The sequence below is a fragment of the Flavobacterium chungangense LMG 26729 genome (assembly GCF_000735715.2).
In the GTDB taxonomy this organism is placed as follows: domain Bacteria; phylum Bacteroidota; class Bacteroidia; order Flavobacteriales; family Flavobacteriaceae; genus Flavobacterium; species Flavobacterium chungangense.
Map to the genome: position 1 here is coordinate 31,622 of NZ_JASY01000023.1, position 25,892 is coordinate 57,513.

A 25,892-nucleotide genomic window follows, 5' to 3' on the forward strand; every position below is an offset into this window, starting at 1 on the left:
ATATATTTGTTGTTATAAATTATAACATAATTAATTATGTCGCTATTTTCAGATAATATTAGAACCTTACGGGTAAAGCAAAAAATTTCACAGGAAAAACTGGCAGAGAATTTAGGGATAACCAGAGGCAGGTATGTTAAATACGAAGATGGAACCTCAGAGGCGCCTTATGAAATTTTAAAAAAGATAGCACAGCATTATCATATCAGTATCGACTTATTACTTTCGGTCGATATACGTAAAATTAGCGTAGATGATTTATTAAAGCTGGAAGACAACAGATTAGTCCTGCCTATACAGGTAGACCTGCAAGGAGAAAATTTCATTGAAGTAGTGACTCAAAAAGTAAAAGCAGGGTATTTAAATGGTTATGCAGATCCGGAATACATCGAAAATCTGCAGCAAATCTCATTGCCATTTTTGGGGCCTGGAAAACACAGAGGGTTTCCTGTAGAAGGAGACTCAATGCCCCCTCATGAAGACGGAAGTATAATTATTGGCCGTTATGTAGAAAGGTTAGGAGAAGTACAGGACGGCAAAACGTACATACTGATTACTAAAAATGAAGGAATGGTATACAAGCGCCTGAACAAAAATAAAAAAAATGCCTTGGTCTTAGAATCCGATAACAGCTTTTATCCTCAATATGAGGTAAAAGTTTCTGATATTATCGAAATTTGGGAATACAGTTGCAGTATCGGCCGTACAGATAAAAAGCAGGAATTAAGCGAAATAGAGAGCATGAAAGAATTACTTCTGGAAGTAAAAAGAGAAGTAATCGAATTGAAAAAAAATAATTCAAATGAGTGTTAATCGGAAGATTGGGGACATATACGCTCTAATATCTCTGATCTGTTTAATGAACCTTTAGGACTAAATTCTAATGGTTAAAACATTATATTCGCACTCTTGAATAGTATCACAAAAACAGTTATAAATGGAAAATATTACCGTAATTATCATGTTATTATTTGGCGTTGCATTCCTGAGTCTAATAAGCAAAAGATATAATTTTCCTGTTCCGGTAATACTTGTGCTATGCGGAGTTATTATCAGTATTATCCCGGGTCTTCCTGTAATTGCCCTAAGTCCCGAAATCGTTTTTATTATTTTTCTTCCGCCACTTTTATATCATGCCGCATGGTATACCAGTTGGTCTGATTTTAAACAAACCATTCGGCCTATAACTTTGGCTGCCGTAGGGTTAGTCTTTTTTACGACTGTTGCAGTTGCAGTTGTCGCACATATGTTAATCGATGACATCTCCTGGCCCCTGGCTTTTCTTTTAGGAGCGATTGTTTCACCTCCGGATGCTGTATCAGCAACTTCAATAACAAAAGGCTTGGGGTTGCACCCCAGATTGATTGCAATTCTCGAAGGAGAGAGTCTGGTAAATGATGCCAGTGGTCTGGTAGCATATAAATATGCTCTGACAGCAATTACAGCCGGAAATTTTGTGCTTTGGGAGGCAGGATTAAATTTTGTTGTAATGTCGGTTTTAGGAATCGCGATTGGATTAGCTGTTGGTTATATAATGAGTTTTATTCATAAAAGGTTTGTCTGTGATGAGGTTATCGAAGCCACTTTAACTTTATTGACGCCTTTTGCTTCTTATCTAATTGCAGAACATTTTGAGGCTTCGGGAGTTTTGGCCGTAGTAACAACAGGACTTTTTCTGTCGGCAAGATCAGGAACGATTTTTACACACGAAAGCCGAATCATGACCGGAACAATCTGGAGTGTTTTAACCAACATTCTAAATGGGTTAATCTTTATCTTAATCGGATTGCAGTTACGGCAAATTATTTCGGGTATTGGCGACTATTCTGGCTGGTCTTTGTTTATTTGGGGAACTTCAGTAAGTGTTGCCGTGATTTTGGTTCGTTTTTTATGGGTAATTCCTGCCACCTTACTTCCAAGACTCATCAGTAAAAAGATTCGTCTGAGAGAAGAATTCGATTACCGAAACATGATTATTTTTGGCTGGTCCGGAATGCGAGGTGTAGTATCCATGGCAGCTGCACTGGCGCTTCCGCTAATGATGAACGAAACAGAGGAATTCCCTTTGCGAAATCTTATTATTTATCTTGTATTTTGTGTGATACTTTCGACCTTGGTCATTCAGGGATTTAGTTTGCCCTGGCTGATTAAGAAATTAAAAATAGAACGTTATTCCATAATTGCAGAAGAATATGAGGTTCGAAATAGTATCGTTTCCCAGACTATTACGCACATCGAAGATAATTTCTCGTTACTCAACGATGACTTGCTGCACAATATTAAAAGTAAATATGAAGTAAAATTCAATCGCCTCCAGAAAACAGAACTTCCGGCCAACTTCTTTGGAAAAGGAAATCTGATAGGAGGAGAGATCTTCAATGATTTTACCAAACTTCAAATCGATCTGTTAAATGTAGAGCGTAACAAATTGGAGTTGATGCATAAAGCAGGTTCTGTAAATGAGGAAATTTTCCGTAAGATGGAAAAAGAACTGGATCTGGAAGAAACCAGGTTGTGGATGGAAATGTATGAGGAGTAGCTACTGGCTATTATAATTTAATTCTTTGAAATAATTAAAAAGCTGGTATGATTGTGAGGAACCGAAGCTCTTTGTCTTTAAAATCTTTTCATTTTAGTTACTACTCATAGGGTTCGTTCTGTTATAATAGATTAAAATATTGTCTGCCTAAATAATACAATAGATAGATTAAACATGGAATCAATAAAAAAAAGAAAAAGCATGACTTTTTATAAATCATGCTTTGGGTTATTATAATGTTACAGCATATTCCTTAATCCATTTGACTTCATCATTTTCTAAAACAACAATCATTTTATCGCCATCTTTCACTTCTCCGGAAATTATTTTCTTGGCCAGTGGTCTTCGTAAATGACTTCTGATGATGCTTTTTATGGGTCTTGCACCATATTTTGCATTATATCCGTTTTCGGCAAGATAAAGTTTAGTTTCCATCGGGATTTCAACTTCGATTTTCATATTTTTGAGTAAATCTGAAAACTCTTTTTTAAGATGGATTTCAAATATTTTTAAAGCATTTTCTTTGCTGATAGGCGCAAAAGGTACAATTTCTGTCAATCGGCCTAAAAATTCCGGTCTGAAATAATTAGCCATGATTTCCATTAGTGAAGATGAACCCGGAATTTGACCATTATTGAACGTTTCTACAATATGATCTGACCCAATATTTGAGGTAAAAAGAATAATAGCATTAGAGAAATCTCCTTCTTTTCCAAGTCGGTCATGTAATTTTCCTTCGTCCATAATTTGAAGGAATACATCATAAACGGAGGCATGTGCTTTTTCAATTTCATCAAATAATACAATAGAATACGGTTTTTGTCTTATTTTATTCACCAGCAATCCACCTTCTTCATAGCCTACATATCCCGGAGGAGCTCCGTAAAGCAATGCTGCCGAATGTTCTTCTTTAAATTCAGACATATCAAAACGTATAATGGCATTTTCATCCTGAAAAAGAAACTCCGCCAGACTTTTGGCTAACTCTGTTTTTCCCGTTCCTGTTGGTCCTAAAAAAAAGAAGGATGCAATAGGTTGTCCCGCTTTGCTCAATCCGGATCTTGATTCTAAAATTGATCCTGCTACTGTTGCAATACAATGATCCTGCCCAATTACTCTGCGGTTTAAAACATCTTCAATATTATTTAGTTTTTGTTTTTCTTCTTCATTTAATTTCCCCGCAGGAATACCTGTTTTTTGAGCAATTATAAGAGATAAATCAAAAGCCTCAATATGAATACGTTTGTCCAGTGCTCTTTCTTCAAGAGTATGGATAAGGTTTTCAATATGTTTAATGATAGCTTCAGAAGTTTCAAAAGCTTTTGGCTCATTTTCATCATCTGCAATCATTAAAAATGTCGTTTTACTGATTAAATCAGAAAGGAACCAATGGCATTCTTTCAATAATTGATCTTCAGGCAAATCATTATCATTTTGTTTTAAAAGCGATAATTTATCCAAAAGAGACTGCTTTTCCTTTAAATAAGTTTCTCCCGATGTCTTTAAAACTGACATGGTATGATCAATAAGATTAATAGCAGATTCGGGTAGGCTTTTCTCTTTTAAATACCTTCTTGATAATCGTATTGATTCTGTAATGGTTTTATTATCAATTTGTATTTTATGATGTTCCTGATACGGTTTTATCGATTCCCGAATCATTCGGAACAACGTTTCATCATTCGATTCTTCTAATTTTACAATTTCAAACATTCCGGAAAGTCCCTGTTCTTTTTCGATTCTTTTGGAATATTCATCGATTGTAGAAGTAGCAATGATGTTTAATCCTTTTGCTAATTCACCTTTCAATACGTTGGATACACCTGAATCTCCTCCGTTTTTATCTAATAGGGTATGAATTTCTTCGATAATTAATATTGCTTTAGGAAATTGTTTTAATTCCTGAATACAATTTTTTAATCGGTCTTCGATTTCGCCTTTGTAGGATGCACCGGCTATCAGAGTAGATAAATCCAGTTCAAAAAGCTGCACTTTATTTAATACTTCAGGAACCTGATTCGCAATTACATTTTGAACAAGCGTATCGATCAATATTGATTTACCGATCCCTCTGTCGCCAATTAATAATACATTGGGTTTAGAAAATCGGCAAAGAATTTCCTTCATCGTATTTAACTCTGTTTCGCGGCCAATCGCCAGAATTCTTTTTTTCTTTTTTTCAGAATTTTTATGGATGCAATATTTACTTAAAAAACCTTTTTTTACTTCTTGATGAGGAATGTTAACGTTAGGCTCGGCGATTGCAAGATTTTCTAATAATTCGTTTCGGGAAATAGGATAGGTCTTCATTTGGTCGAAGTTAAAACCTACTCCGGGAGAGCTCAAAGCCACTAATATGGCATAAAGACTAATTTCGTCTTCATTTAAAATTATACGAACCGATTCTGCTTCTTTTATAATTTCATCAATCAGATCACCTGGCTCCGCATCTGAAATATTTGTAGTTTTTGGCTCATCCTCCATGCGAACTTCAGACCATTCGTCAAGATAGTAAACATCCTTGCCCATAGCCTCAAGACGTTTTAATAGAGATAAATCCCTGTTAAGGATGGCTTTTAGCAAATGTGATGCAGAGTAAAACTTATTGGAATTGTTTTTGGCAATTTTTTTAGCAATTTCAAGTGCACTGAGTAATTCTGTACTGAAAATATTTTTTTCTTCCATCCTTATTAATCTTTAGACCAGATCAGGTATTTTTTTACTTTATAACTAATGTTTAATCCTTTGATGCAATTGTTTTGTTTGTCTTTGTTAAGACGGATTGATTCGATCCTTATTTTCTTTCCTTTAATGGCAGCGCATAGTTGAGAGAAAGTCAATAAATCACTGTCATTTTTTACAATTGGGATATCTAAATCATCACATAAATACTCAGAAAAATCATCTTTTACCTTGCTTCCTTCAGCTACTTTGTTAAGCAAAATTTCAAATTGGTCTTCAGAAATTTTGGGTGCTTTTTTTATTGGTATAATGCTGTCTTTTTGTGTTTTAGTTTTAGGAGCTACAGGAACATATTGTAACATATCTTCAAGAGGATCTTTTTTTGCGGCACCTCTTGGGAGTGAAAAGGCTTCTGCTTTCTTTTCGTACTCATAAGAAGTTATATCAAGAGGATTTGTTTTTTTTATTACTTTGGGATGTACATAAATAATCTTCTTGGCCACTAAGCCAAAGTTTCCGTTTACGACAAGTGTAACTGTTTTTTCACCAGGTGTTGAAAATGTATAAACCGGATTAGCAGATGTGTCATCAATCCCTTTGTTCTCTCCAAAAGCCCATTCCCAGGTTTTAGCATCTTCAGAAACAGAATTAAAATAAGTAGGCTGACCAACTGTAATTATTTTTGAGGTAATTATTTTAGGAGTTCCTATTTTATCAATTTGATATTTGTCTGTAAGTACGATCTCTTTGTTATGGATGCATTCTCCGTTTATCGTCAGGGTTATTAAATATTTTCCGGGATTTTTATAAACGTGAAAGGTATGTTTTCTTAAATCCGGTTCTGAACCGTCTCCAAAATCCCATTTCCATGATTTTGCATTTGGCGTCTTATCAAAAAACTCTATAGATTCTTCGGTTCTTGAGTTTTCTGTTAAAACATAAAATCGTACATCTTCGCAATCAACATGATTAAAAAGTTGAATTAAAAAAGCAATAATTCCAATTAATAGTAGGATTACAAAGAAAAATATAACCCTGATATCGATATTTTTTTTATTCATGTTTTTCTAAAGGCTAATATTAAGTAAGATATTTTCTATAAACACGCTGGCAAAAATAGTTTTTATTATTTTATAATTGTAAAAATAATTAGTATAATTTTTATAAATTTCATAACAATTCTTACAGAATAATTTCTTACGTTTGCGACCTCAATGTTTGTGAAGTATAATTTCATGAATAAAAAACATAATAGCTGATAATACCACTACAGTCAGTTTTTGATCCAAAAGATTAATAGGTTTAAGATGATTTCATCATTGCCATAAATTAAGAATGGCAAAACAATAAGTATTTTTTTATGAATAAAACAATTGTATTAGTACTCATAATGCTGTTAGGCATAGGCTGTGGTAGTAAGAAATATATTTCTCAGGTTCCTTTTAAATATGATTATTCTTTGGAAGCATTGAAAAAGCAGGCTAAAATGGAAGAATCAGGTTTGAGCAATAAAACAGTTGTAAATGATAATTCAGAAAATTTGAGCGATGCTGTTTTGGCTCTAAAAGAAAAATATTCGATAGTGCTGGGAGTAGTGCCAAACAAGATTACAAATTACAAATTATATTCATACCTGGATCCCTGGGTCAATACGCCTTATAAAGAAAAAAGCTTTTCGGATAAAGGGATTGACTGTTCTTATTTTGTTCAGTCATTGTATAGTGAAGTTTATAAAGTTACACTCCCTAAGGATCCTGCCGGAATGTGGAAATCAAAATCAATACAGATTTTTACGGGAAGAAATTTTTTGGCAGAAGGAGATCTGATTTTTTTCAGATACGATAAGGATCATCCTATTTCTGATGTTGGGATATACCTGCATAACGACAGAATTCTGGCCTGTACCAACAAAGGATTGGCCATTTATAATTTTAATGACGAATATTTTCAGTTACGCTACATAGGAGCAGGAAGAATCAATGAGGACACAAAGAAAAAATAATATGAGTCTTGAAGATCTGGTTCAGGAAATAGCGAATATTTCAGACGACATAAGAGCCGAGGTAATTGCTAATGAGCTTCTGGAGAATACCTCTGTTGCTCAGGATGAAATTATGATTTCTAATCAGGGGCAGTTTTCACGGGCTTTCAGAAGTGATATTTTAGGAGCAGGTATTAAGGATGATAATTACGATAAACGTGAATATCTTAATATACTCTTGTCGAGAGACAGTATTTATGATACGCTGCCTGAAGGATATATACACAGTTTAAAAGAGAACAATGCTGATAAATCTGTTCAGCAGATGATCAGAGAGCATAAACACCAGAAAAAACAGGAAGCAGAAGCGCGTAATTTTTTTAGCCCTTTTGAGAATGAAATTTTTCATTACAAAACTAAAATAGAAGGTGTTGAAAGAGATTTTTTATACAAACTCAATTCAGGTAAGTCGTTAGAGTTTTTCTATGATTTTTGGGGTCTGCCTCATATTTATCCGGCGGTGTTAGTCTCAAAATTCATTCGGCTTTTGCCTTATGCATACAAAATTGTTGGAAATATTGATTTGGCATGTAAGTGTTTATCAACTATTATAGATGAAAAAGTAAGTTTTGAAACGACAACATCAAAAGAACTTAGTGAAGAAAAAGAGCAGATTGTATTAGGCGAAAACAGATTAGGAGTCGATTTTATCAGCGGAAAAAATTATACGGATTATTCTATGAATGTAACCATAGAAATAGGGCCGATAGTTAATCAGCCTTTTCATAATTATATTAACGAAGGAGATATAAAAAAGTTTATAGATTGTTTTTGCGAACATTTTTTTCCGATGGAAGTTGAGGTCAAAATAGTCTTATTGATAAATAACGAAATAGAAAAGTTTAATTTTAATAATGAGCCTGTGTTGGGCTATACAACACGACTTTAGAAATGGTAAAAAAGCATTTAGGAGCACTTATTGACGTTAGGCTCATTGTATTTTTGGTTGTAATTATAGCCGTAAGTGTTTTACTTACAATGGTTTTTAGTGATAAAGTAAAAGAATTTGCAGTAAAATATAAAAAGAAATTTTATATCTATATTTTCTCAGCTGTACTTATTTATGCGCTGGTTGGGTTTTTAGGCTACAACAAATTATTTACTGAAATATCTGATGAGTTTCTTTTCTATCAGATCGCTTCCTTACTATTCGGAACGCTGCATGTTTACCTGTACCGCATTTATTTTAATGAATTTAATCAAAAGCTGGTTGCTAATGAATTGCTGTTTGCATGTTTGATAATGCTTTATTCAAGTGTATTGTTCATCATTATTTATACGGCATTAAGTGGTATTGGACTTACTTTTTTAATGTGCTCGCACTTTCTGGTTTTTATAGTCCCTACAGGAGTTTACGCAGTGTTTAATTATATGCTGCAGATACCTCCAAAAGAATACGTTACATGGAAAATTCCGGAAAGAGAAAACCCTTTTCCGGTTATAGAGAATGTAGAAATGAAAGACCTTTTACTGATTACTTTATTGATTCAAAAAGATGCTGATAGTGAAACCTACACTTCCCTTAGATCAAAAGGCCCGGTAAGAATTGATTTTGGTGCTTTGTTTTACCATACCGTTACTGGCTACAATAAACACAATGCCGAGAGTAAGATACAATTAAAATATAAAGGAGAAAATTGCAACTGGGTATTTTTCCTTCAGCCAAAATGGTATCAGGCAGCCCGATACGTAGATGCTAAATATACATTAGGAATGAATGGTATTACAGAGAACTCGGTTATTATCTGTAAAAGGCAAAAAGAAAAAAAGGTTGAAATAACCAAAAAAGATAAAACAGAAGATCCGGAATTTGTATATGGTGCAAATGCAGGAATGAATTGATAAAATTTAGATGTATCTGAACAAATGTATTATATAGAAGAAGCAGAAGTTTCATTTCACGGCAGGCACCGCACTTATAAAGTTAAAAAAGGAGATACCCTGGAGAGTGTTTCCCTTGAACTTGGTATTGCTGCAAGTGAACTCAGACGCTATCATAATATGTATTGTGAGATTCCTGATCTAATCGAAGCAGATTTTAAAAGGCATTTAGAGTTTTTGATTTTGGCTCCGGAAAAAAGTGAAGCTTCTAAAAATGATATAATTGATGAAAAACCTAGGGAAGTAAGTTTAGGTAAAAATTACAGATTACCCTTTACGCCGGAACAAGTCGATCAAAGTTATAAAGTAAAATATACTTATGAGAGTGAAGCTGGTATTGATGTTACAGAAATGCAGATCAATGTAAAATGGATTGCTGCTGATAAAAATAAATTTCATCTTTTTGAAATTAACAGAGGATCTGATATTTATATAAACGGTAAAATTCCCGATACCATGATCGACGGATTGGCAGCTAAAACTGCAGAAGTTTTATATCCGTTAAAAATTGTTGTGGATGAATTTGGTAAATGGGTTGATATTTATAACCATGCTGAAATTGAAGGCCGTTGGGGTAAGATTAAAAGTGAAATTTTAGATTATTATGAAGGTGAAGTAGTTGAAAAGTATATAGAGCATGTAGAACGTACGCTTGAGAGTTCAGAGAGAGTATTGAGATCACTTCGTTCTGATTATTTTTTGAGGGCTTTTTTTAATGGTATTCATGTAGGGTATACAGCTGATTATGAATTTGAGAAAGATTTGTCATTTCCGTTACAAAAAGAAACAGAATCTGTGTTTAGAGTACAGCATAAAATGGCTCCCAATTTAGATGACGCGGGTTATATTAGAATAGAGCAAAAAGGAAATTATACAGATTCGGGGTTTGGTTTTTTATATGGGCATGCTCATTTAAAAGTGAATTATAATGCCGTTTACTTTCTAAATTCCGATGCTTACACTATAGAAAAAATGAATCTGGAATGCAATATTGATAAAGTTGAAGCTATAAGAACAACGATTGAAATAGAGCTTTTGAAAATGGAAAAAAGGGCAAACTAATTAAAAATTAAGGAGAGTAATTTTTTGACATCCAAATAAGGTAAGGTTATGAGTGCAAAACATGTAGTAGTACAGGGAGCGACCGTAAAATGTAAGTTTAGTGTAGAGCCTAAGTTAGATAAGCTTAAGGTAAAATCACATAGTAAGCATTATGCGAATGACAAAGATGCAGCAAATAAACTCATAGCAACCGATAAAGAAATTGGACAGACATTAGAGAAAAATACTTTTGGTAAATGTAAAATGCAGCCCAACGGAAGCGGCGATTACCTGCCATGTCAGGCAGTAATTACCAAATGGAGTAGCTTTTATGAAAAAGTTACCTTGTCTAATAAAGGAAAAATATTACTGGAAGACAGCAAAGCCACCTGTCCTATTGGAGGTGCTGATTGTATCACGGTTGACAAACACGGGCAAAAAGCAGAAATGGGTAAACAGAATGTAAAGAATGCCAAACCCGAAGTCCAAAAGCAAATAAACCCGATGGTAGATATAGAAAATCTATTTGCAAGGGAGCATACAGACGAAGGGATATTATATAGTTAAAAAGTAATTTCATTATTTTCTAAAAACATAGAAATGGCAAAAGGGGTAAAAAAAATAAAGAAGTTATCAAACAGCTCTATATCTGGTGATTATTATAAAAGTGGTGATGTAATTTGTGTAAATCCAAATCAAGAGGCTTCTTTTGTCGTTGGCGAATGGTTTAATGAAACTACTGAGGAAGAAAGAAGAAATATCAACTGGCTGTGGATGGATCATAATAAGATAAAAAGTTTTAAAGAAACAAGAAAACCAACAGGAGAACCTTATGGCCTTACCTTTCCTAAAAAACTATGTGGGAAGTATGCCTACTACTTAGAAACCAGTTTATCTGGTGAACATGATCCAAGAAACACTGGGATATATGTATTTGGTAAATGCGAAAAAAAAATAACTTCTGCCTCTTGGAGTAAAAAACAAAATACAGCAGATAATAGTGAAATAAATTATGGACAGGACTTATTTATTACATTAGAAACAGAGGGTTTAAATGGTGACACATTAAAATTAGAATTGTATAGTCAAAAAGAGTCTAAACTTATAGATACTATAAAAGGAAATTGCACTGATGGGATTTTCAAAGGTAAGTTCAAAACTATATCTTATAGGAAATTTCCAGGGTTGCCTGGAGTTGTAGAACATTTTTATGTAAAAGTAATTAATATTGAAAATGAGTATATTAAAAGTGCAAGTGGAAGTGACAAAATACTTTCGTTTAAAATAATAAAAAATAATAGTATAATTACAATACCCGTATTTGAAGCACCAACTAATACAGCTCCTTTGACAGTGGCTGAAATCCCTGCAGTGGAAGTAGTGAGAACAGAAGGTATTTTTGCTACTTATTTTGCTAAACAAGAATTTTCGTTGGAAACTGCAGAGACTGCAGGTCAGCATACATATATATTTAAAAATCCATATTCTAGCATTAACAAAGATGTAATTGCTCCAATCATCAAAAAAAGAGTAGATGCAGAAGTAAAAGCAGATAAAAAATATGCCAAACTTGATGATATTAAAAATGCACTTACAACCGGTCCTTATGCAATTGGGGATCCTGTTTCTTTTAATTTGTGCAAGTTAGGAGCAAACTATATAAAAATAAATAATGCCCCACTGGAAGAGGAAGTATATGTTGTTGCAAAAACATTTTTATTAGATGGAAAAGAAGTTTCAATTACAATAAAAGAAAAAGAAGCCATTGTGGTAGATGCAGATGCAGCTGTAACTGTTTTAGAAGCCAAAGAAAATGGAGAAGAACTTACCATACTAAAAGCAACTGTTGAAAACGGCATCGCAAAGGTAAAAGTGAAATTACGCCCAAAAGCCGATGAAGATTTAAAAATATGGAAAGAAAAACTGCTTAAAGGAAAAAAAGAAGAATCTTATACCTATACATTTAAAAGTGAAGAAACAACTATTACAGATACAAACAAAAAGCAATTTGCAGCAATAATACTAAAAAATGCAAAAGAAGGAAAACAAGGCAATACCAAGATAGCAACCGGAAAAACAGCCTTTGTAGACGATGTAGAAAAAGCTTTAGAAAACAAAACTTACAAGGGTGGTGATCCTATTACTTTCGATACCTATAAAACACAAACCGAAAGTCTATGGTTAAAAGCCGAATGCCAGGGTGATACTGTAAAACACGAAAAGGAGTTTTTGAAAAGAGATGGGGAGTATTTTGTGATTGGAAAGAAATGTGAGTGTGAAGCGCGAGTAAGAGCTTTTATGAGAATGTTGAGAGTTGGTGAAGGGACTGGAGAATTAATAAAATCTTATGATTACAATAAAAAAGAAATTATATATATAGCTCATGACTTTCAAAAAGCATATACTACAGCGTATAATAATCATCAAATAACGGATCTGAGTACGCACCCTCAACTAATATATGATGGAGATTCATCAGCTGCTGGGGCATACCAAGTCATGCGATATGTATGGTGGGAAATATCTGGCTTTGAAGTTGTAAATAAAAGGAAAACAGGTAAATATATTGAGGATTTTGACATTTTAAAAAAACATAATATTTCTAACTACAATGCTGAATCACAAGATAAAATTTGCCTTTTAATTATAAAAAAGCAGCGACCAAATTTATTAGAAAAGATTATAAAAAATGATATTCAAAAGGCAATTCAAGAAGATGGGTGTTTCATATGGGCAAGTTTACCTGAAGACGAAACACATAGTCATTACAAATTAAATGGCGAATTACAATCTGCAACTCCAATTATTGATTGCTTAGAACATTATAATAAATTTTTAAAAGAAGAATTGGCTGACAAAAGCCCACTTCATTTAAAAAAAGGATTTCTACAAGAGCTTGGATATAATTGTTGTAGGGAAAGTGAAAAACAAGGACAAATTTGCTCAGTATGTAATGAAAATCATTATGATATTGCAAAATCTGAAAATTGGATTCACCAAAAGCCGAGTGAATGTTGGCAAGCAAGTATTGACATACTTGCAAAATATGGTTTGAAAAATAATAGTGGTTATCCTCAGAATAGAATTATTATGGCAACTCAAGAGAATACTTCTTTAATAGCAAAAGATACCCAAAAAGGATTAGATTATCTGGATTCACAGTTAAAACTAGGAAATCCAATAGTGGTAGGACTTGACGATAATTTAAGAAAGAGCACGTATAATTCACATAAAGCCACGGAACATTTTTTTGTAATTGTTGGAAAAGGTTGTGAGAAAGGCCAGGTTTATTATCGTTTTTTTGACGTAGGATCTGAAGCATTAGAAGAGGGGACAGCTGAAAAAAATAAATTATATTTATTAGATAACAAATTATTATCAGGAAAGAGCTTTGGAGGTACTCATAATTATACTGTTACAGAGATAAGAAGAAATTATTAAATTAAACAAAATGAAATTAAAAGTTATATTCAACATAATGTTATTATCTATTATAATTTCATGCAAGGATAAAATTGATAATAAAAGCATTGGTAATAAAAGTGAAATTAAAAAAGAATATTCCAAAATTGATGTTGAGGGGCATACATTTTTTAAAATTACTGAAACTGATTCTGGAAAAATATTATTTAAGCCTTGCGGAGCAAATTTTGAAAAATATATAATGTTTGGTGATAGTATTTTTCATCATTTAGGTCAGGAACATTTTATGTTTAAAATTACGTCCAAAGAAATTTTAGAAAACCAAATTAATTATAAATTAATTTATAAATATAATCTTGAAGTTCCAGATACTGCGGATAGTCTTATAAAAATAATTCCATTAGATAAAAATCAAAAATATTGGAAAATAAATAATGATATATTTATCGATAGTATTTTTTCTAATACTATTCCAATACATAAAGAATTGCCATGTGATGAATCTTGTTATGATTGTCCAGTTATTGATAATTTCAAAAGCAACAAAAAAATTACAGGAACTTGGAAAGTTAATTGTGAAAATGGAAATGGAAGTATTCAAATTGAAGAGGGTAGTGCATTTTTAGAGATTATGTTCAATCAAATTTATATTGATATGATTGAAATTAAAAGTGATAATTCTCAAAAAGAAATCACATACAAACTTAAAGAAAAGCCAGAAGATTTGGGGAGTTTTGCAACAAAAATGGATTGGAATAGTTTTGTTAATGATAAACCGATAGCTACAATTAAACCGATAAATGATAAAACAATATATTTTTATTGGTATGGTTTTTATAATAGTAGAACCAAAAAGAGAGAATTTACCGAATGTGAATTTCAACAAGAAATTAATGAAAAAAATGGAAGCAATATAGTTTTAGTAAAATGTAAATCTGACGAATGAACAGGTTTGTTTTTTAATCTAGCATAATGAAATTAATTATTAATTAAAAAAAAGAACATGAAATATTTTTTATACCTGTTTTTTTTAATTCAGATTCAAAATTCCAAATCAGAGACCGTTTCAACTTCAACTATTTCATCCAATAAAGAAATAAAGGTTGAAGACACCATTCAAGATAATTATTTTATAAATTCTATTGATAAAATTGCTATTGGGGAAAAAATTAAAGACGAAAATAAAATAATAGAATTAAATGCCACATTAAAAAACACCTTTGAGAGGGAAGTAGTTAGACCATATATGTGGGATATTTTCGTTGCAAAAAATCACACTTTATTACAGTTTTATAATTATAAAAAATTTATAATCAACCACATGAAGTTTAAATCTTATTATATAAAAATAGATTATGAAGATGGTGATTATGAAAGTATTCTATTGGTTAATGAATCTCTAGATAATGAGTATAATAGTATGATAGTTTACGAAAAACTAGTATCCGAAGAAAATCATTCAAGAATTACACAAATTACAGGCGATAGAGTTCAAATTATGTTTAAAAGTCCTAGGCAATCCGAAAATTTAGATTTTCAGGTGAAAGATGGGATGTTTTTAGATTATTTTGACTCTGCCATTGTTGATAAAAAATGGGGGGATAAAAAAATATTGATGGGAAATGTGTTTTTTGAGTATGGACTTAAAGGAAAAACAAATAATCATCTTAAAAATGGTGATTGGGTTGAGGTAAAGTATTCATTTGATTATGATCAGATTATAATTGAAAATGGTAATTATATTAACGGATTAAGAGATGGTGAGTGGTATTTTTCTCCTGAAGGACCTGTAGATATGATAAAAAAATTCGATAAAGGGAAATTTATTTCAAAATCACATCGTTAAGATAAAAAAATAATAGGATTTTAACATAAAGAAAGTTCCTTGACATATTGAAAAGAAAAGCCCCAGCTAGCAAAAAAATATTATGTTTTGTTAGCTGAGGGAAATTTATAAAATGAAAATTCACTATTCCTGAGAATTATATGAAAACAAAATTTGACAATAATGGCGATAAATTATAGTAGAATAAAGCAAATAGTAAAAGTATTATTAGCTTGCTTTTTTATCATTTCTTGTAATGGACAAGTTAAAAATAAAAAGAAGCACGTTATAAAAGAGGATAAAAAACAAATTGAAAATATAAATAGCGAACAACCACCTGTTAATTTTTTTGATCAAAAATATTTCAGTGGATATATGATATCATTTGGAGATGAAGATATAGCTGAACATCCATATCGCTATTATTGTAATTATGAAAATAAAGAAGTACAGTGGTTTGCCATAAGTTATGTGCCAAAAGATATTTCATTACAGAATTATTGGCTTAACTATATTCATGGTTCTAATATCGATGAAATTCAACAGAGTTCAGTAATTGAAAAATTAGTGAATAAAGACTTAACTTCATATAATATTTTTGCAGTTTATATTCCTAAAAAGTATTTAGATATATCAAATGGAGAATCTGAAGATGCAATATTTTTTAAAAATAATACTGAAGTCTATTTTTATTTATATGATCTATCTGAAAAAAAATGGAAATTCTTAAGTAAAGTAAAAACAAATAGTCCATTTATTGGGAAACGGGATTTTTTTTATAAACAGTTTCCAGAATTATTTTCTTTTGATAAAGTTTTGAAATTAAATGAGAATAGAAAAATTGCATATTCATATGATTATGATTTGGATCAAGACGGAATAAAAGATAAAATTATACTTTATACAAATGACGAAGAGAAAGGAGAGTTTGAGAGAATTCATTTTGGACTTCCAATGGAAATAAAAAAGGGGTTGCCTGATAAAACTTATCAAACCTGGTGTAATAATAATTCGATAATACGTAAAAATAATTTTAATTGTGCCGCAGAAGGATTTAGTACAATAGTCTCTAAGAATAACTATTTTACAATAGAAAGCCAAATTTGTTCAGATTATATTGAAATATCGTCCTACCTTACCTTTAAAGTAATTGGGAAAAATATATTACTCTACAAATACAGTCAAACTTATTTTGATAAAGCTGATCACGACAGAATAATACCTCAAAGAACTTGGGGAGTTAAGGATTTTCATAATGTGAATTTTGAAGATGTTACAGATGATTTTCTAATTAAGTTAATTCAAGTAAAGCCAAAAAAATAAATAAAAATATATTTAAGCTCCTTGACATATTGAAAAGAAAAGCCCCAGCTAGCAAGAATTATTATGTTTTTGTTAGCTGAGGAAAATTTATAAAATGAAAAATTTACATTATGAAATATATTAAATACATTTTATTTTTTTATTGTTCTCCTCTTGTAAAGAGAAGCAATTAGATTTAATATCTAACCAACCTAAAATTAACCTAAAGTCAATGAATGATACATTGATTAGTAATATTTATTCCCAAATACCAATAAATTGCGATGGTGAACAATTTGCTCCCACGAATTGTGGGAATAAGGAAAAGAATTTATTTTATAAATTTTTAATTGCTAATAACAAATCAGTTATTGAATTTAAATATAAAAATAAAACTTTTAATCATTTACTTACCGAATCCATCTCAGAGTTAGGGATTAATAGTTTTCTCTTTGAAAATGAATCAAAAATGATTTTAATTATAGATTCTTTTTTAGAATATGGACATACTTTTTATGTTTATCAATTTAATATAGATAATATAAAATATATTGGTAGTAAAAGCTTTGATGTGAAACTTGATAAAAATGAAATAGAATTAAAATATAATTTCGATGTATCAGAAACAAATAATAGGTTAATATTAAAATTAGGTAGCGGATACGATGATATAAATTTAAATATAGGCGATTCTTTCATATTACCTTTAAAAGAAAATTTGGGGCATACAGAGTCACCGATCGAAAATAAATGGTTTGGAGTATATAAAGGGTCCTTTTTGCAATTTAAAGAAGAATATAATGATCCGAGAAGTTGGGCTACTGTTTATATAAATATAAGTAAAGACTCTATAATATATGAATTGCATAGTTTAAAAGAAGAAAATTCAAAATTAGAACTAATTGACAAAGCAACAAATTCGGTAACTTTTAAAATGGAGAATGGAAATACTTTAAAAATATCTAATATAAATAATAGAGGAAAATACATATTAGAAGGTTCACAAATAGTTAAATTAATTGCTGGAAAATCTAGTCTCGATTTAACAAAGGAAGAAAATTAACAATCTTTTGAGTATACCAGATATTACCAATTTGCTATAAAGAGAATAAAAGAGATAATCAGTTAAAGATTCTAAAATAAAAGATGTTGTCAAATTCAGACATACAAATTTCAGATTAAGCGTAGCGGGAGAAAGGAAAAACATCTCTTCAAATTTAGAAGATATCAAATAAAAAAAGAATAAGGCTTTTTGAATATGATTAGGATAATTTGCGAATAAATTATTTTTTTTAAGTTTAAACTTGTTTAATTAAAATAATTAACCCAAAAAATCTTTAAATGATACGATTAACATATATAATAACACAAGTAATTTTAATAAAAAAGTATAAATGAAATTTAAATTAGTAATCCCTTTTTTAGCTCTGGCTTTTAGTAATAATGTAGGCGCACAAGATATATCTGTACAGGTATTGTCAGCAGTCGAAAAAGATAAAGTGATTAGTAATGCAGAAGTAATGATTCAGAGAAATGGTGAATCATCAGCAAAGAGTTTGACAAATAATCAGGGTAGAACCACAATTAATAGTGGATTTCCGGATGATTCAAACACATTATTGATTATCAAAAAAGACAACTATTCGAGTTTGGTGGTGAAATGTCCATGCAACGATATGACGTATGCGTTGAGTCCGTATATGAAAAATTTAGACGGAATGAGAATCGTATTGAACTGGGGTAAAAATCCGTACGATTTAGATTCACATTTAACTTTTCCGGGGAATCACATCTTTTTTCAGCATCAAATAGGATCTTCCTCTAATCTGGATGTAGACGATACTGATAGTTACGGTCCGGAAACGATAACAATTGAAAACAAAAGGTTTGGAGAGACCTATCATTATTTTGTTCACGATTTCAGCAATAAGGATAATCTCAGCTCAAATAAATTGTCAGCCAGTGGTGCAAAAGTCTTTGTATATGTAGGGCAGTCGTTGGTAAAGACCTATTACATTCCTAAAAATAAGACAGGGAATGTTTGGAATTTATTCAAAATAAATGAAAATGGAGAAATTGTCGATATCAACAATGTTATTTCTAAAACTACCCAGGATATAGGAATCAATTACGCTGATAATGACAGAGAGGAAGAAGTATATGTTTCAAATGAAGATAAGAAAAGAGCACTCCAGTTAAACAGAAATGGGGATCAGGCCTATCAAAATAAAGATGTAGATGCGGCTTTGGAATTTTATAAGCAAGCGATAGAATACTATCCAACATTTGGTCAGGCATACGGAAATTTAGGTCTTATGTATATCAAAAAAGGGTATAAGGCAGAAGCGATTTACGCAAACAGAAAAGCAATAACGTATGCATCGGGCAATTCAATAAACACTACAAAAGCCAGTGCTTATTACAATATTGCTAAAATTTTTGAAAACGAAAATGATTTTGAAGAAGCCTTAAACTACTACAAACTCGCCAAAGAATTAAAAGAAAATACAGTTTATGATAATGCCATTATCAGAGTTAGAAATAAAATAGCACAATAAAGCTTTGTTTAAAAAAAATACATAAAAGATATGATAGAAAAATTAAATCATTTTCCCGTAAACTGGATTGACGGGATGAAAATAAACAAAAGCCATTTCTTATCCATGCAAGACAATGTTTCTGAATTGGTAAATGATGCAATAGGAATTCATACCACACCTATGAGTTATGGATTACTGGATTCCGGAAATCAAAATAAGGAGGCTACAAAAATCACGCTTGGAATTGACAATCACAAATTACTGCGCGTTCGTGTAGAAGAATGTCATGCCATTACGCCAAACGGTTCAAGAATTGAAATCAGCAGGAGCAGTACAGACACATTAGACCTTCAGGTTCCATATCCGGAGGATACTTATGAAATCAAAGAAGGAGAACAATTGGTATTGCTGGCTTGTATATCGGTTAATTCTAAAAAAAGAATTCCGTTTGGAGAGCCCGATCCTGAGGAAGTTCCGCCAAGATATCCATATACGCAACCCGAATATAAACTTCACTTAATTAAAGCAGAGGAGTTTCGATCCGGAATAGGTTATGGAGGTTTTTATCTGGCTATAGGTAAAGTTTTAATAGGCGATACGACAATCCTTGACGAAAATTATATTCCGCCATCAGTAACTGTTGCCTGCCATCCAAAACTGGTTGATATGCATGCGCAGATTGCACGTATGTTTGGACAGATAGAAATTTACTCAGTTCAGATTTCTCAAAAGATTAATCGTATTCAGCAATCTGGAATTTTGCCTCAGACTGTAATTCAGTTAACAGATACAACCAGTTATTATTTAGGAAGTTGTCTTACGCAGTTTCGTTGGTTCTCGCTGCATCAGCATCCTGCCGCAATGCTCACTACCGTTGTATCATTTGCAAGAGTGATCAAAAACTTTATTGATTCAAAATCGGGAGCGGGTAAAGAGGAACTGTTAAATTATTTTGCCGAATGGTGCGATATGTCGCAAGGAGAGTTGGAAATGCTTTTTACATCCCTTATTAACTCCGGATACGATCATGTACATATTGATAAAACGACAACGCTGGTCATGAACTTCCTAATTAAAATTGAGAAGTTATACGAAACCCTGAATAAACTGGATTACATAGGTAAGAAGAAAGAAAATATCGAATTATTTGTTGCTGAAACAGATCAGAAAGATATTGTTCATACTTCTAAACGACACAGTTTCTTCATTAAAGATTAAAAAATAATTACGAATAATAAATATGGAAGTATTAAATAAACAAGAACGTCAAAAAGCATTTATAGCTTTTTTAATAGCCTTTATCCTCACTTTTTCAGTGATGTTAATTGCAGTATCATTTAATTTTTATATGCCAAAAGCAGAAAATAAATTGCTTAAGGCAGAAAACGAAATGATGAAAAGGGAATACGATTATCAAACCAATTTTTCGGTAAAAATTGACAGTATCAGAATGACGATTGATTCGATCAATTCACCAAAAGTAGATAATGATTTTCAACAGCGTCTGGCGAATGTTATGATTGCCAATATGTATCAGAAAATTCCAAAAGACACTACAGACAATAAAAAGCTGTATAACAATATTATTCTCGCATACAAGAATATTATCGACTATAAAAAACAGATTAGAAGCCTTACACACAACTCACACCTTATAGACAGTTTGAACCAATCGGCAAAAACGTATAAAGAAGAGTTGGAAAAAGTAAGCAGGGATTTGGACGTCTGCCGTCAGATTTATCAAAATCAATAATTAGAATTTAGAGTAAAAAGAATTAATAGAATAATCACTAAAATTAAAAATTATGTTATCAAATTATGGAATTGGAGGTAATGAAGTAAAATTAGATGCTGATGAAGCAATCATTGCTATCCCTCAAAACAGAACACTTGTAGCTCAGAAATTAACAGTTGATGCGCCTATTAAACCAGAATTGGTTGAAGGAATTACAAGTATCGAAAAAGCATTTGAACACTTTAAGCCAGAAGTAAAAGTAAACTTTGAAACTGCTGAAGGTGCAACAAAAGTAGAAGCTTTAAATTTTAAAAACCTGGGAGATTTTGGAATAAAAGGAATTACATCACAAAGTAATTTCCTGTCTGAACTGGAAACAGAAAAAGATCAGTATCAAAAAATCATCCGTCAGTTAAAATCAAACAAAATACTGAAAGCGGCTTTAGAAGACGGAGAAGCAAAAAAAGCTTTATTAGAAAGTCTTGGAACACTTATCAATGAACTAAAACAAAATAAATAAAATTTTAAAAATACGAAGAGATGTCAAATAAAGAAGCATATAAAAATAACGACAGCGATACTGCAGTATTAGAGCCTAGAGTAATTGCCGGAGCAGGTTCAATTGAAAAAAATGTTGAAAAACTGGCTAAATACGGTGGTTTTGATTTATTGGAAATGTCAATTGAAGGAATTCAGAATCTTAATCCAGAGAGAAAAGCAAGAAGAAAAATTTTCCTTGGAGAAGTAAATAAAGCAAAAGAAAGAGAAACGCTTTTAAAGACTTTAGAATTATGGTCTTCAGTTTTAAGCAGCAACGATGCTTTGACTGATATGGTGGCACAAAGTGAAGACAAAAGCAAAGAATCTGAAGCATTGTTGAAAAAGAACCTGGCGAAAGCAGTTGAGGATACAAGAGAAATCGAGGCAGCTTACAGAACAGTTGCATTGTTCTTCAAAAACACAGAAACTGATAAAGTAAAAAATGTGACGATTGTAAATGCTGATTTAGAGCAATTAAAAGATCTTGACAATACACGTTTTATCGATGCAATTCATTCTGAACTGGTAGACAATTACGATCGTTTAGACCTTAAAAATAACTACGGTATTTTGGTAATTCCTGGTTATTTAGGTTCAAACAAAGTAATCGAAAAATGGGCAAAAATTGCACATGAGAATAAAGTAATGCTGGTTACAGATTTCGAGCACCTTGATGAACCGGATGATGTAATGGAAATGTTTGATGCAGCTTCTTTAACAGGTGGAGATGTGTACCGTTCTAACGTAATTATGACTTGTAACTGGTTAGTAGGACGTGGCAGATTTGACCAGATTGGAGAAAATGAAGATTTACATATAGCTCCTTCTGCAGCACTTGCAGGAAAAATTTATAAAACGTTGATGTCTCAGGTTACAGCCGGTAAAAAATTCGGTGGAATCAACGAAGTTGACGGAGTAAAATTTGACCTTAAGAAAAGTGAAATCGCAAACCTTGAAAACTTAGGACTGGTTCCTATGGTAAACGAGTACGGAAAAGTAATGGCTTTCTCTGCCAAAACATTATTCAGCGGTGATAATTTAGGATTGCAAACCTACTCAGTTGTTCGTGTTTTTGATTACGTTACCAAAGTATTAATGGATTTCCTTAACCGTCGTGCTTTCGAAAACTTTACAGCAAAAACGCGTAAAGAAATCATGAATCAGATTGTGGCTTTCCTTGACGGAATCACAGGTCCTGACAAATTGATTGAAAATTTTGAAATCCGCAGATTCGAGCAGGATCCAATTCAAAAAGACAGAATTTATATGGATATCCATATGAAACCTTATTTCCCAGCAAAAAACTTCCTTATCAAAATGGATGGACACAAGGGAGATGATGGAACTGAATGGGATACAGATTACGAACAAAAATAATAGTAATAGCTCTATAAAAAGGAAACATATTTTTATGTTTCCTTTTTAAACAAAACATTGATCTTTTGAATGGTCAAACCAAATAATTCAAATTTATGAACCTACTTAAAATTTTCCTTGCAATCATTGTATTGTTAACAGCTTCAAATTCGGTTAAAGCTCAAAAAATGCCTGTATTAAGTGAAATAAACTGCCCTGTTTCGCAAAATGACTTATTGCTTTCGGGGAAACTTTTTGCAAGTGCACCTCCAATTTTGTTAAGAGTTTTTAATGAAGATTCTGAATACGCAGTATTGCAGCTTGGGAAAAGAAAAAGTAGATTGTATCTATACTTCAAAATATTCACAGATAATGTTTGTGTAAAACAGGAACAGCCATTAGAACTTTATTTTAAAAATGGAGACATGTATGTTTTAAAGAATTCGTTTGCAGTAAACTGTGACGGTACAGCTGTTATGGAACTCACAGGCGCAGATATAAAAAAGCTTAATGCTAATACGATTAATTCGATAAAATTTTACACTCTTAAAAGAGATTATGAATTTAGTCCGAGTGCTGCCGATAATCAGAATTTCAAACACTATCTCAATTGTTTAAAAGTGTATAAGATTAGAAAAAAGTAGCGTTAGTTTAAAATTTCAAATAGTTTATGGACAAACTGTCTTTTTTCAAATAAAATTTAAATTCATCACATAAATAGCTAAAATATGCCATTTCCAGAATTAAATCTTTCATTAGGACTTACAGATAACAAAGGTTCTGTTTTTTATGCAGGCAGCGGAGAAGGCGATGTGGTTGTCAGAACAGATTCGGCTTTAAAGAAGCATACGATAAGTATCATAATTTCAGAGCAGGAAGTGGGAACAGTAAATCTCAAAACATTTTTTGAAAGCTCTGAAATTCCTGTAGAAATTGAAGTTCCAACGTATCAAATGATTGTAACAGATGATAAAACCAATGAAAAAGAAATATATAAAGTTACACGTGATACATTTTTCTATAAAGAGAAAACCACAAAAAAAGGAATTTGGAGTTTTTTTGGACTGAAATTTTTAGCTCCAAAGAATTTTCTTTTTGAAAATATCCCTTTTGAGCCTTTAAAAGAAGAAATAGAAGTGTTTGATATTTCAAAATACAGAAAATTAAATGACGATGAACTCTGTTACACTTTTCAAAAAGAAAATCAAAACATTCAGCTTTTTGCCGGCGATATCAATACACTGAAAATTGAAAAAGGAACGAGCTATTTTATTATTGTTGACGAAAATAAAGGCAAACGTTTTATTGGTGATATTTTGTATCGTGAGAAATTTTTGAAACTTACTCCAAAAGTAACACTTAGTATTATTAAGCGAAAAAAAGTTTCTAAAGCTATAGAAACAGGATATAACGGAAAAACGGACAGGGTAATTTATATTTAAATTGAGGAGAATATGAAAGGAGCTTTTTATAAACTGCCGATAGATTTTAATGCTATCATTCAGAAAAAAGAATTAGAAAAAACATCGATAGAACATTCGATTGCCCAACAAATAATTTTGCTGGCCACGACGACATTTGGAGAATGTAAATTTGATGAAACTTTTGGATCTAAAATATGGGAAATCGATTTTGATTTGCTGATGAATGAAAATACATTGAAAGAAATAATCTCCAAGACCATGAAACAATCCCTGCTGTTTCACGAAGTCAGAATTAAACTTAATGATCTCAGGGTAGAATTGTCAGAAGAAACTTTTTATGTAGATGATATGAGCAGAGCCAAAAAAAGGGTCGATATCATCATCGATGCAACGATTAAAAGCACCAACAGAAATTTTGATTTTAGAGGATATTTCTTTGTTGGACCCTTATCTTATAAATAAAAATTCAAAGTAAATAAAATTGTATTAAAACATTTTTAATTGTAAGAATTATTTTTATATTTGCCACATGAATAAATAAATTAATAATTAAAAAAAATTCTATTATGTCGTTTTTAACATCGTTGTCAGTAGCCGGAAAGGATTACAAAGTATTAAATGTGAGTTATGATTTAGCTCAGGAAACAGATGCTTCAGGGCGTCCATCTACGGTAACACGTGGAGGAAGAATTATGCTTGAAGTAGAATCTACAGGAAGTACTGAATTGTTTGAGTGGATGACCAATAATTTCGAAAGAAAAGATGGTTCTGTAAAATTCATCAAACGTGATTCTAATGCTACTTTAAAAGAGCTAAAGTTTACAGAGGCTTACATGGTTAAGTACAAAGAAAACTTTGATCATAACAGTGCCACTCCTTTAACGGAGACTTTTATGATCTCAGCACGCAAAATTTCGATGGGCGGAGGAGAATTTGATAATGCATGGGTGTAATCCTTTGGACTTTATCAAACTTTTTTAAGCTTGAAACTATTAAAGGAAGTCCTGCTATGGGACTTCCTTTTTTGTTTAAAAAGCACTAAATCTATTTTCATATCTTTTAATAACCTAACAAAATCTAAACATGAGTTTTTTATCTAAATTAAATATAGACGGAGAAGAATATAATGTACTTGAATTCAATGTAAGCTTCAAACAGGAAATCGACAATACGAGCAAACCTACCGGAAATGCCAAAGGCGGAATTATAAAAATGATTATTGAAGCTACTCAAAACAGCAATTTTCTGTCCTGGATGTTAAACGGAGATTTAACAAAAGATGGTAAAATCATTTTTTACAGAAGAGATGCTATGAGTAAAATGAAAGAGCTTACGTTTACTAAAGCATTTTGTATTGGTTATGACGAACAATTTACGAGTACTACCGAAGTACCTATGAAAATTACTATAGAATTAGTGGCTAAAGAATTGACTTTTGGTGATGCTAAATTTTCTAACAACTGGATTGCCTTAAGCTAATTGTAAAGAACCAATAAATAGTAGTATTATGGGACATTTTTCAGAACAGGTACATATCAGCATAGGGAGCTTTACCCAAAATGT

Annotated in this window: 24 protein-coding genes; 22 read left to right on the forward strand and 2 right to left on the reverse strand. The window is 31.7% G+C overall.

Going from position 1 to position 25,892, the window contains the following annotated elements; all coding sequences use genetic code 11:
- The first annotated feature begins 36 nt into the window (after positions 1 to 36).
- Positions 37 to 813: an XRE family transcriptional regulator gene (locus tag JE46_RS21870; protein ID WP_031457425.1), complete on the forward strand. Its 777-nt coding sequence runs from the start codon at positions 37 to 39 to the stop codon at positions 811 to 813.
- A gap of 124 nt (positions 814 to 937) precedes the next feature.
- The gene (locus JE46_RS21875) at positions 938 to 2,539 is read left to right on the forward strand and encodes a Na+/H+ antiporter (protein WP_031457426.1); all 1,602 of its coding nucleotides are present in this window, start codon (positions 938 to 940) and stop codon (positions 2,537 to 2,539) included.
- Between the two features lie 231 nt (positions 2,540 to 2,770).
- Here JE46_RS21875 and JE46_RS21880 read toward each other — a convergent pair whose 3' ends face one another.
- Both JE46_RS21880 and JE46_RS21885 read right to left on the reverse strand, forming a co-directional pair.
- Complete coding sequence (locus JE46_RS21880) at positions 2,771 to 5,224, reverse strand: AAA family ATPase (protein WP_031457427.1); 2,454 nt, start codon at positions 5,222 to 5,224, stop codon at positions 2,771 to 2,773.
- 5 nt (positions 5,225 to 5,229) lie between these two features.
- Positions 5,230 to 6,282 (reverse strand): PKD domain-containing protein, encoded by a 1,053-nt coding sequence (locus JE46_RS21885; RefSeq protein WP_031457428.1) that lies wholly within the window; start codon positions 6,280 to 6,282, stop codon positions 5,230 to 5,232.
- A gap of 299 nt (positions 6,283 to 6,581) precedes the next feature.
- On the opposite strand from JE46_RS21885, the gene JE46_RS21890 reads away from it, so the two are divergent.
- The 20 genes from JE46_RS21890 to tssD (JE46_RS21985) all read left to right on the forward strand — a co-directional run bounded on the left by JE46_RS21890 (position 6,582) and on the right by tssD (JE46_RS21985) (position 25,808).
- Positions 6,582 to 7,223: a C40 family peptidase gene (locus tag JE46_RS21890; RefSeq protein WP_031457429.1), complete on the forward strand. Its 642-nt coding sequence runs from the start codon at positions 6,582 to 6,584 to the stop codon at positions 7,221 to 7,223.
- Between the two features lies 1 nt (position 7,224).
- Positions 7,225 to 8,151: a type VI secretion system baseplate subunit TssG gene (locus JE46_RS21895; RefSeq protein ID WP_031457430.1), complete on the forward strand. Its 927-nt coding sequence runs from the start codon at positions 7,225 to 7,227 to the stop codon at positions 8,149 to 8,151.
- Positions 8,152 to 8,153: 2 nt separating this feature from the next.
- Positions 8,154 to 9,104 carry a TssN family type VI secretion system protein gene (locus JE46_RS21900; protein WP_031457431.1) on the forward strand — a complete coding sequence of 317 codons (951 nt, stop codon included), beginning with the start codon at positions 8,154 to 8,156 and terminating at the stop codon, positions 9,102 to 9,104.
- 24 nt (positions 9,105 to 9,128) lie between these two features.
- Positions 9,129 to 10,205, forward strand: coding sequence for a LysM peptidoglycan-binding domain-containing protein (locus JE46_RS21905; protein WP_031457432.1), 1,077 nt, complete (start codon positions 9,129 to 9,131; stop codon positions 10,203 to 10,205).
- A gap of 48 nt (positions 10,206 to 10,253) precedes the next feature.
- Positions 10,254 to 10,751, forward strand: coding sequence for a DUF4280 domain-containing protein (locus tag JE46_RS21910; RefSeq protein WP_031457433.1), 498 nt, complete (start codon positions 10,254 to 10,256; stop codon positions 10,749 to 10,751).
- Between the two features lie 33 nt (positions 10,752 to 10,784).
- Positions 10,785 to 13,625, forward strand: a complete 2,841-nt coding sequence (locus JE46_RS21915; RefSeq protein WP_031457434.1) for a lysozyme family protein — start codon at positions 10,785 to 10,787, stop codon at positions 13,623 to 13,625.
- A 10-nt stretch (positions 13,626 to 13,635) separates the two neighbouring features.
- On the forward strand, positions 13,636 to 14,553 hold the full coding sequence (locus JE46_RS21920) for a hypothetical protein (RefSeq protein ID WP_157505975.1): 918 nt from the start codon (positions 13,636 to 13,638) through the stop codon (positions 14,551 to 14,553).
- Between the two features lie 57 nt (positions 14,554 to 14,610).
- Positions 14,611 to 15,453: a hypothetical protein gene (locus JE46_RS21925; protein ID WP_031457436.1), complete on the forward strand. Its 843-nt coding sequence runs from the start codon at positions 14,611 to 14,613 to the stop codon at positions 15,451 to 15,453.
- A 162-nt stretch (positions 15,454 to 15,615) separates the two neighbouring features.
- A complete protein-coding gene (locus JE46_RS21930) occupies positions 15,616 to 16,755 on the forward strand; it encodes a hypothetical protein (RefSeq protein WP_031457437.1) in 1,140 nt (379 codons plus the stop codon).
- Between the two features lie 211 nt (positions 16,756 to 16,966).
- Complete coding sequence (locus JE46_RS21935) at positions 16,967 to 17,797, forward strand: hypothetical protein (RefSeq protein ID WP_031457438.1); 831 nt, start codon at positions 16,967 to 16,969, stop codon at positions 17,795 to 17,797.
- Positions 17,798 to 18,128: 331 nt separating this feature from the next.
- Positions 18,129 to 19,292 (forward strand): tetratricopeptide repeat protein, encoded by a 1,164-nt coding sequence (locus JE46_RS21940; RefSeq protein ID WP_031457439.1) that lies wholly within the window; start codon positions 18,129 to 18,131, stop codon positions 19,290 to 19,292.
- A gap of 30 nt (positions 19,293 to 19,322) precedes the next feature.
- The gene (locus tag JE46_RS21945; RefSeq protein ID WP_031457440.1) at positions 19,323 to 20,492 is read left to right on the forward strand and encodes a hypothetical protein; all 1,170 of its coding nucleotides are present in this window, start codon (positions 19,323 to 19,325) and stop codon (positions 20,490 to 20,492) included.
- A 22-nt stretch (positions 20,493 to 20,514) separates the two neighbouring features.
- Positions 20,515 to 21,027 carry a type VI secretion system TssO gene (gene tssO, locus JE46_RS21950; RefSeq protein ID WP_031457441.1) on the forward strand — a complete coding sequence of 171 codons (513 nt, stop codon included), beginning with the start codon at positions 20,515 to 20,517 and terminating at the stop codon, positions 21,025 to 21,027.
- Between the two features lie 52 nt (positions 21,028 to 21,079).
- A complete protein-coding gene (locus tag JE46_RS21955; protein ID WP_031457442.1) occupies positions 21,080 to 21,529 on the forward strand; it encodes a hypothetical protein in 450 nt (149 codons plus the stop codon).
- Between the two features lie 20 nt (positions 21,530 to 21,549).
- Positions 21,550 to 22,926: a DUF5458 family protein gene (locus tag JE46_RS21960; RefSeq protein WP_031457443.1), complete on the forward strand. Its 1,377-nt coding sequence runs from the start codon at positions 21,550 to 21,552 to the stop codon at positions 22,924 to 22,926.
- Between the two features lie 95 nt (positions 22,927 to 23,021).
- Complete coding sequence (locus tag JE46_RS21965) at positions 23,022 to 23,549, forward strand: hypothetical protein (protein ID WP_031457444.1); 528 nt, start codon at positions 23,022 to 23,024, stop codon at positions 23,547 to 23,549.
- 84 nt (positions 23,550 to 23,633) lie between these two features.
- Positions 23,634 to 24,347 (forward strand): hypothetical protein, encoded by a 714-nt coding sequence (locus tag JE46_RS21970; protein ID WP_031457445.1) that lies wholly within the window; start codon positions 23,634 to 23,636, stop codon positions 24,345 to 24,347.
- Positions 24,348 to 24,359: 12 nt separating this feature from the next.
- Positions 24,360 to 24,791 (forward strand): GPW/gp25 family protein, encoded by a 432-nt coding sequence (locus tag JE46_RS21975; RefSeq protein ID WP_031457446.1) that lies wholly within the window; start codon positions 24,360 to 24,362, stop codon positions 24,789 to 24,791.
- A 104-nt stretch (positions 24,792 to 24,895) separates the two neighbouring features.
- Positions 24,896 to 25,282: a type VI secretion system tube protein TssD gene (gene tssD, locus JE46_RS21980; RefSeq protein WP_031457447.1), complete on the forward strand. Its 387-nt coding sequence runs from the start codon at positions 24,896 to 24,898 to the stop codon at positions 25,280 to 25,282.
- Positions 25,283 to 25,412: 130 nt separating this feature from the next.
- Positions 25,413 to 25,808 carry a type VI secretion system tube protein TssD gene (gene tssD / locus JE46_RS21985; protein ID WP_031457448.1) on the forward strand — a complete coding sequence of 132 codons (396 nt, stop codon included), beginning with the start codon at positions 25,413 to 25,415 and terminating at the stop codon, positions 25,806 to 25,808.
- Positions 25,809 to 25,892 lie beyond the last annotated feature (84 nt).

Coding starts and splice junctions, on each gene's coding strand:
- JE46_RS21900 (WP_031457431.1), top strand. CDS start 8,154: ATGGTAAAAAAGCATTTAGGAGCACTTATTGACGTTAGGCTCATTGTA.
- JE46_RS21935 (WP_031457438.1), top strand. CDS start 16,967: ATGAATGATACATTGATTAGTAATATTTATTCCCAAATACCAATAAAT.
- JE46_RS21885 (WP_031457428.1), bottom strand. CDS start 6,282: ATGAATAAAAAAAATATCGATATCAGGGTTATATTTTTCTTTGTAATC.
- JE46_RS21970 (WP_031457445.1), top strand. CDS start 23,634: ATGCCATTTCCAGAATTAAATCTTTCATTAGGACTTACAGATAACAAA.
- JE46_RS21890 (WP_031457429.1), top strand. CDS start 6,582: ATGAATAAAACAATTGTATTAGTACTCATAATGCTGTTAGGCATAGGC.
- JE46_RS21925 (WP_031457436.1), top strand. CDS start 14,611: ATGAAATATTTTTTATACCTGTTTTTTTTAATTCAGATTCAAAATTCC.
- tssD (WP_031457448.1), top strand. CDS start 25,413: ATGAGTTTTTTATCTAAATTAAATATAGACGGAGAAGAATATAATGTA.
- JE46_RS21960 (WP_031457443.1), top strand. CDS start 21,550: ATGTCAAATAAAGAAGCATATAAAAATAACGACAGCGATACTGCAGTA.
- JE46_RS21965 (WP_031457444.1), top strand. CDS start 23,022: ATGAACCTACTTAAAATTTTCCTTGCAATCATTGTATTGTTAACAGCT.
- JE46_RS21880 (WP_031457427.1), bottom strand. CDS start 5,224: ATGGAAGAAAAAAATATTTTCAGTACAGAATTACTCAGTGCACTTGAA.
- tssO (WP_031457441.1), top strand. CDS start 20,515: ATGGAAGTATTAAATAAACAAGAACGTCAAAAAGCATTTATAGCTTTT.
- JE46_RS21930 (WP_031457437.1), top strand. CDS start 15,616: ATGGCGATAAATTATAGTAGAATAAAGCAAATAGTAAAAGTATTATTA.
- JE46_RS21955 (WP_031457442.1), top strand. CDS start 21,080: ATGTTATCAAATTATGGAATTGGAGGTAATGAAGTAAAATTAGATGCT.
- JE46_RS21940 (WP_031457439.1), top strand. CDS start 18,129: ATGAAATTTAAATTAGTAATCCCTTTTTTAGCTCTGGCTTTTAGTAAT.
- JE46_RS21875 (WP_031457426.1), top strand. CDS start 938: ATGGAAAATATTACCGTAATTATCATGTTATTATTTGGCGTTGCATTC.
- tssD (WP_031457447.1), top strand. CDS start 24,896: ATGTCGTTTTTAACATCGTTGTCAGTAGCCGGAAAGGATTACAAAGTA.
- JE46_RS21915 (WP_031457434.1), top strand. CDS start 10,785: ATGGCAAAAGGGGTAAAAAAAATAAAGAAGTTATCAAACAGCTCTATA.
- JE46_RS21870 (WP_031457425.1), top strand. CDS start 37: ATGTCGCTATTTTCAGATAATATTAGAACCTTACGGGTAAAGCAAAAA.
- JE46_RS21895 (WP_031457430.1), top strand. CDS start 7,225: ATGAGTCTTGAAGATCTGGTTCAGGAAATAGCGAATATTTCAGACGAC.
- JE46_RS21905 (WP_031457432.1), top strand. CDS start 9,129: ATGTATTATATAGAAGAAGCAGAAGTTTCATTTCACGGCAGGCACCGC.
- JE46_RS21920 (WP_157505975.1), top strand. CDS start 13,636: ATGAAATTAAAAGTTATATTCAACATAATGTTATTATCTATTATAATT.
- JE46_RS21975 (WP_031457446.1), top strand. CDS start 24,360: ATGAAAGGAGCTTTTTATAAACTGCCGATAGATTTTAATGCTATCATT.
- JE46_RS21945 (WP_031457440.1), top strand. CDS start 19,323: ATGATAGAAAAATTAAATCATTTTCCCGTAAACTGGATTGACGGGATG.
- JE46_RS21910 (WP_031457433.1), top strand. CDS start 10,254: ATGAGTGCAAAACATGTAGTAGTACAGGGAGCGACCGTAAAATGTAAG.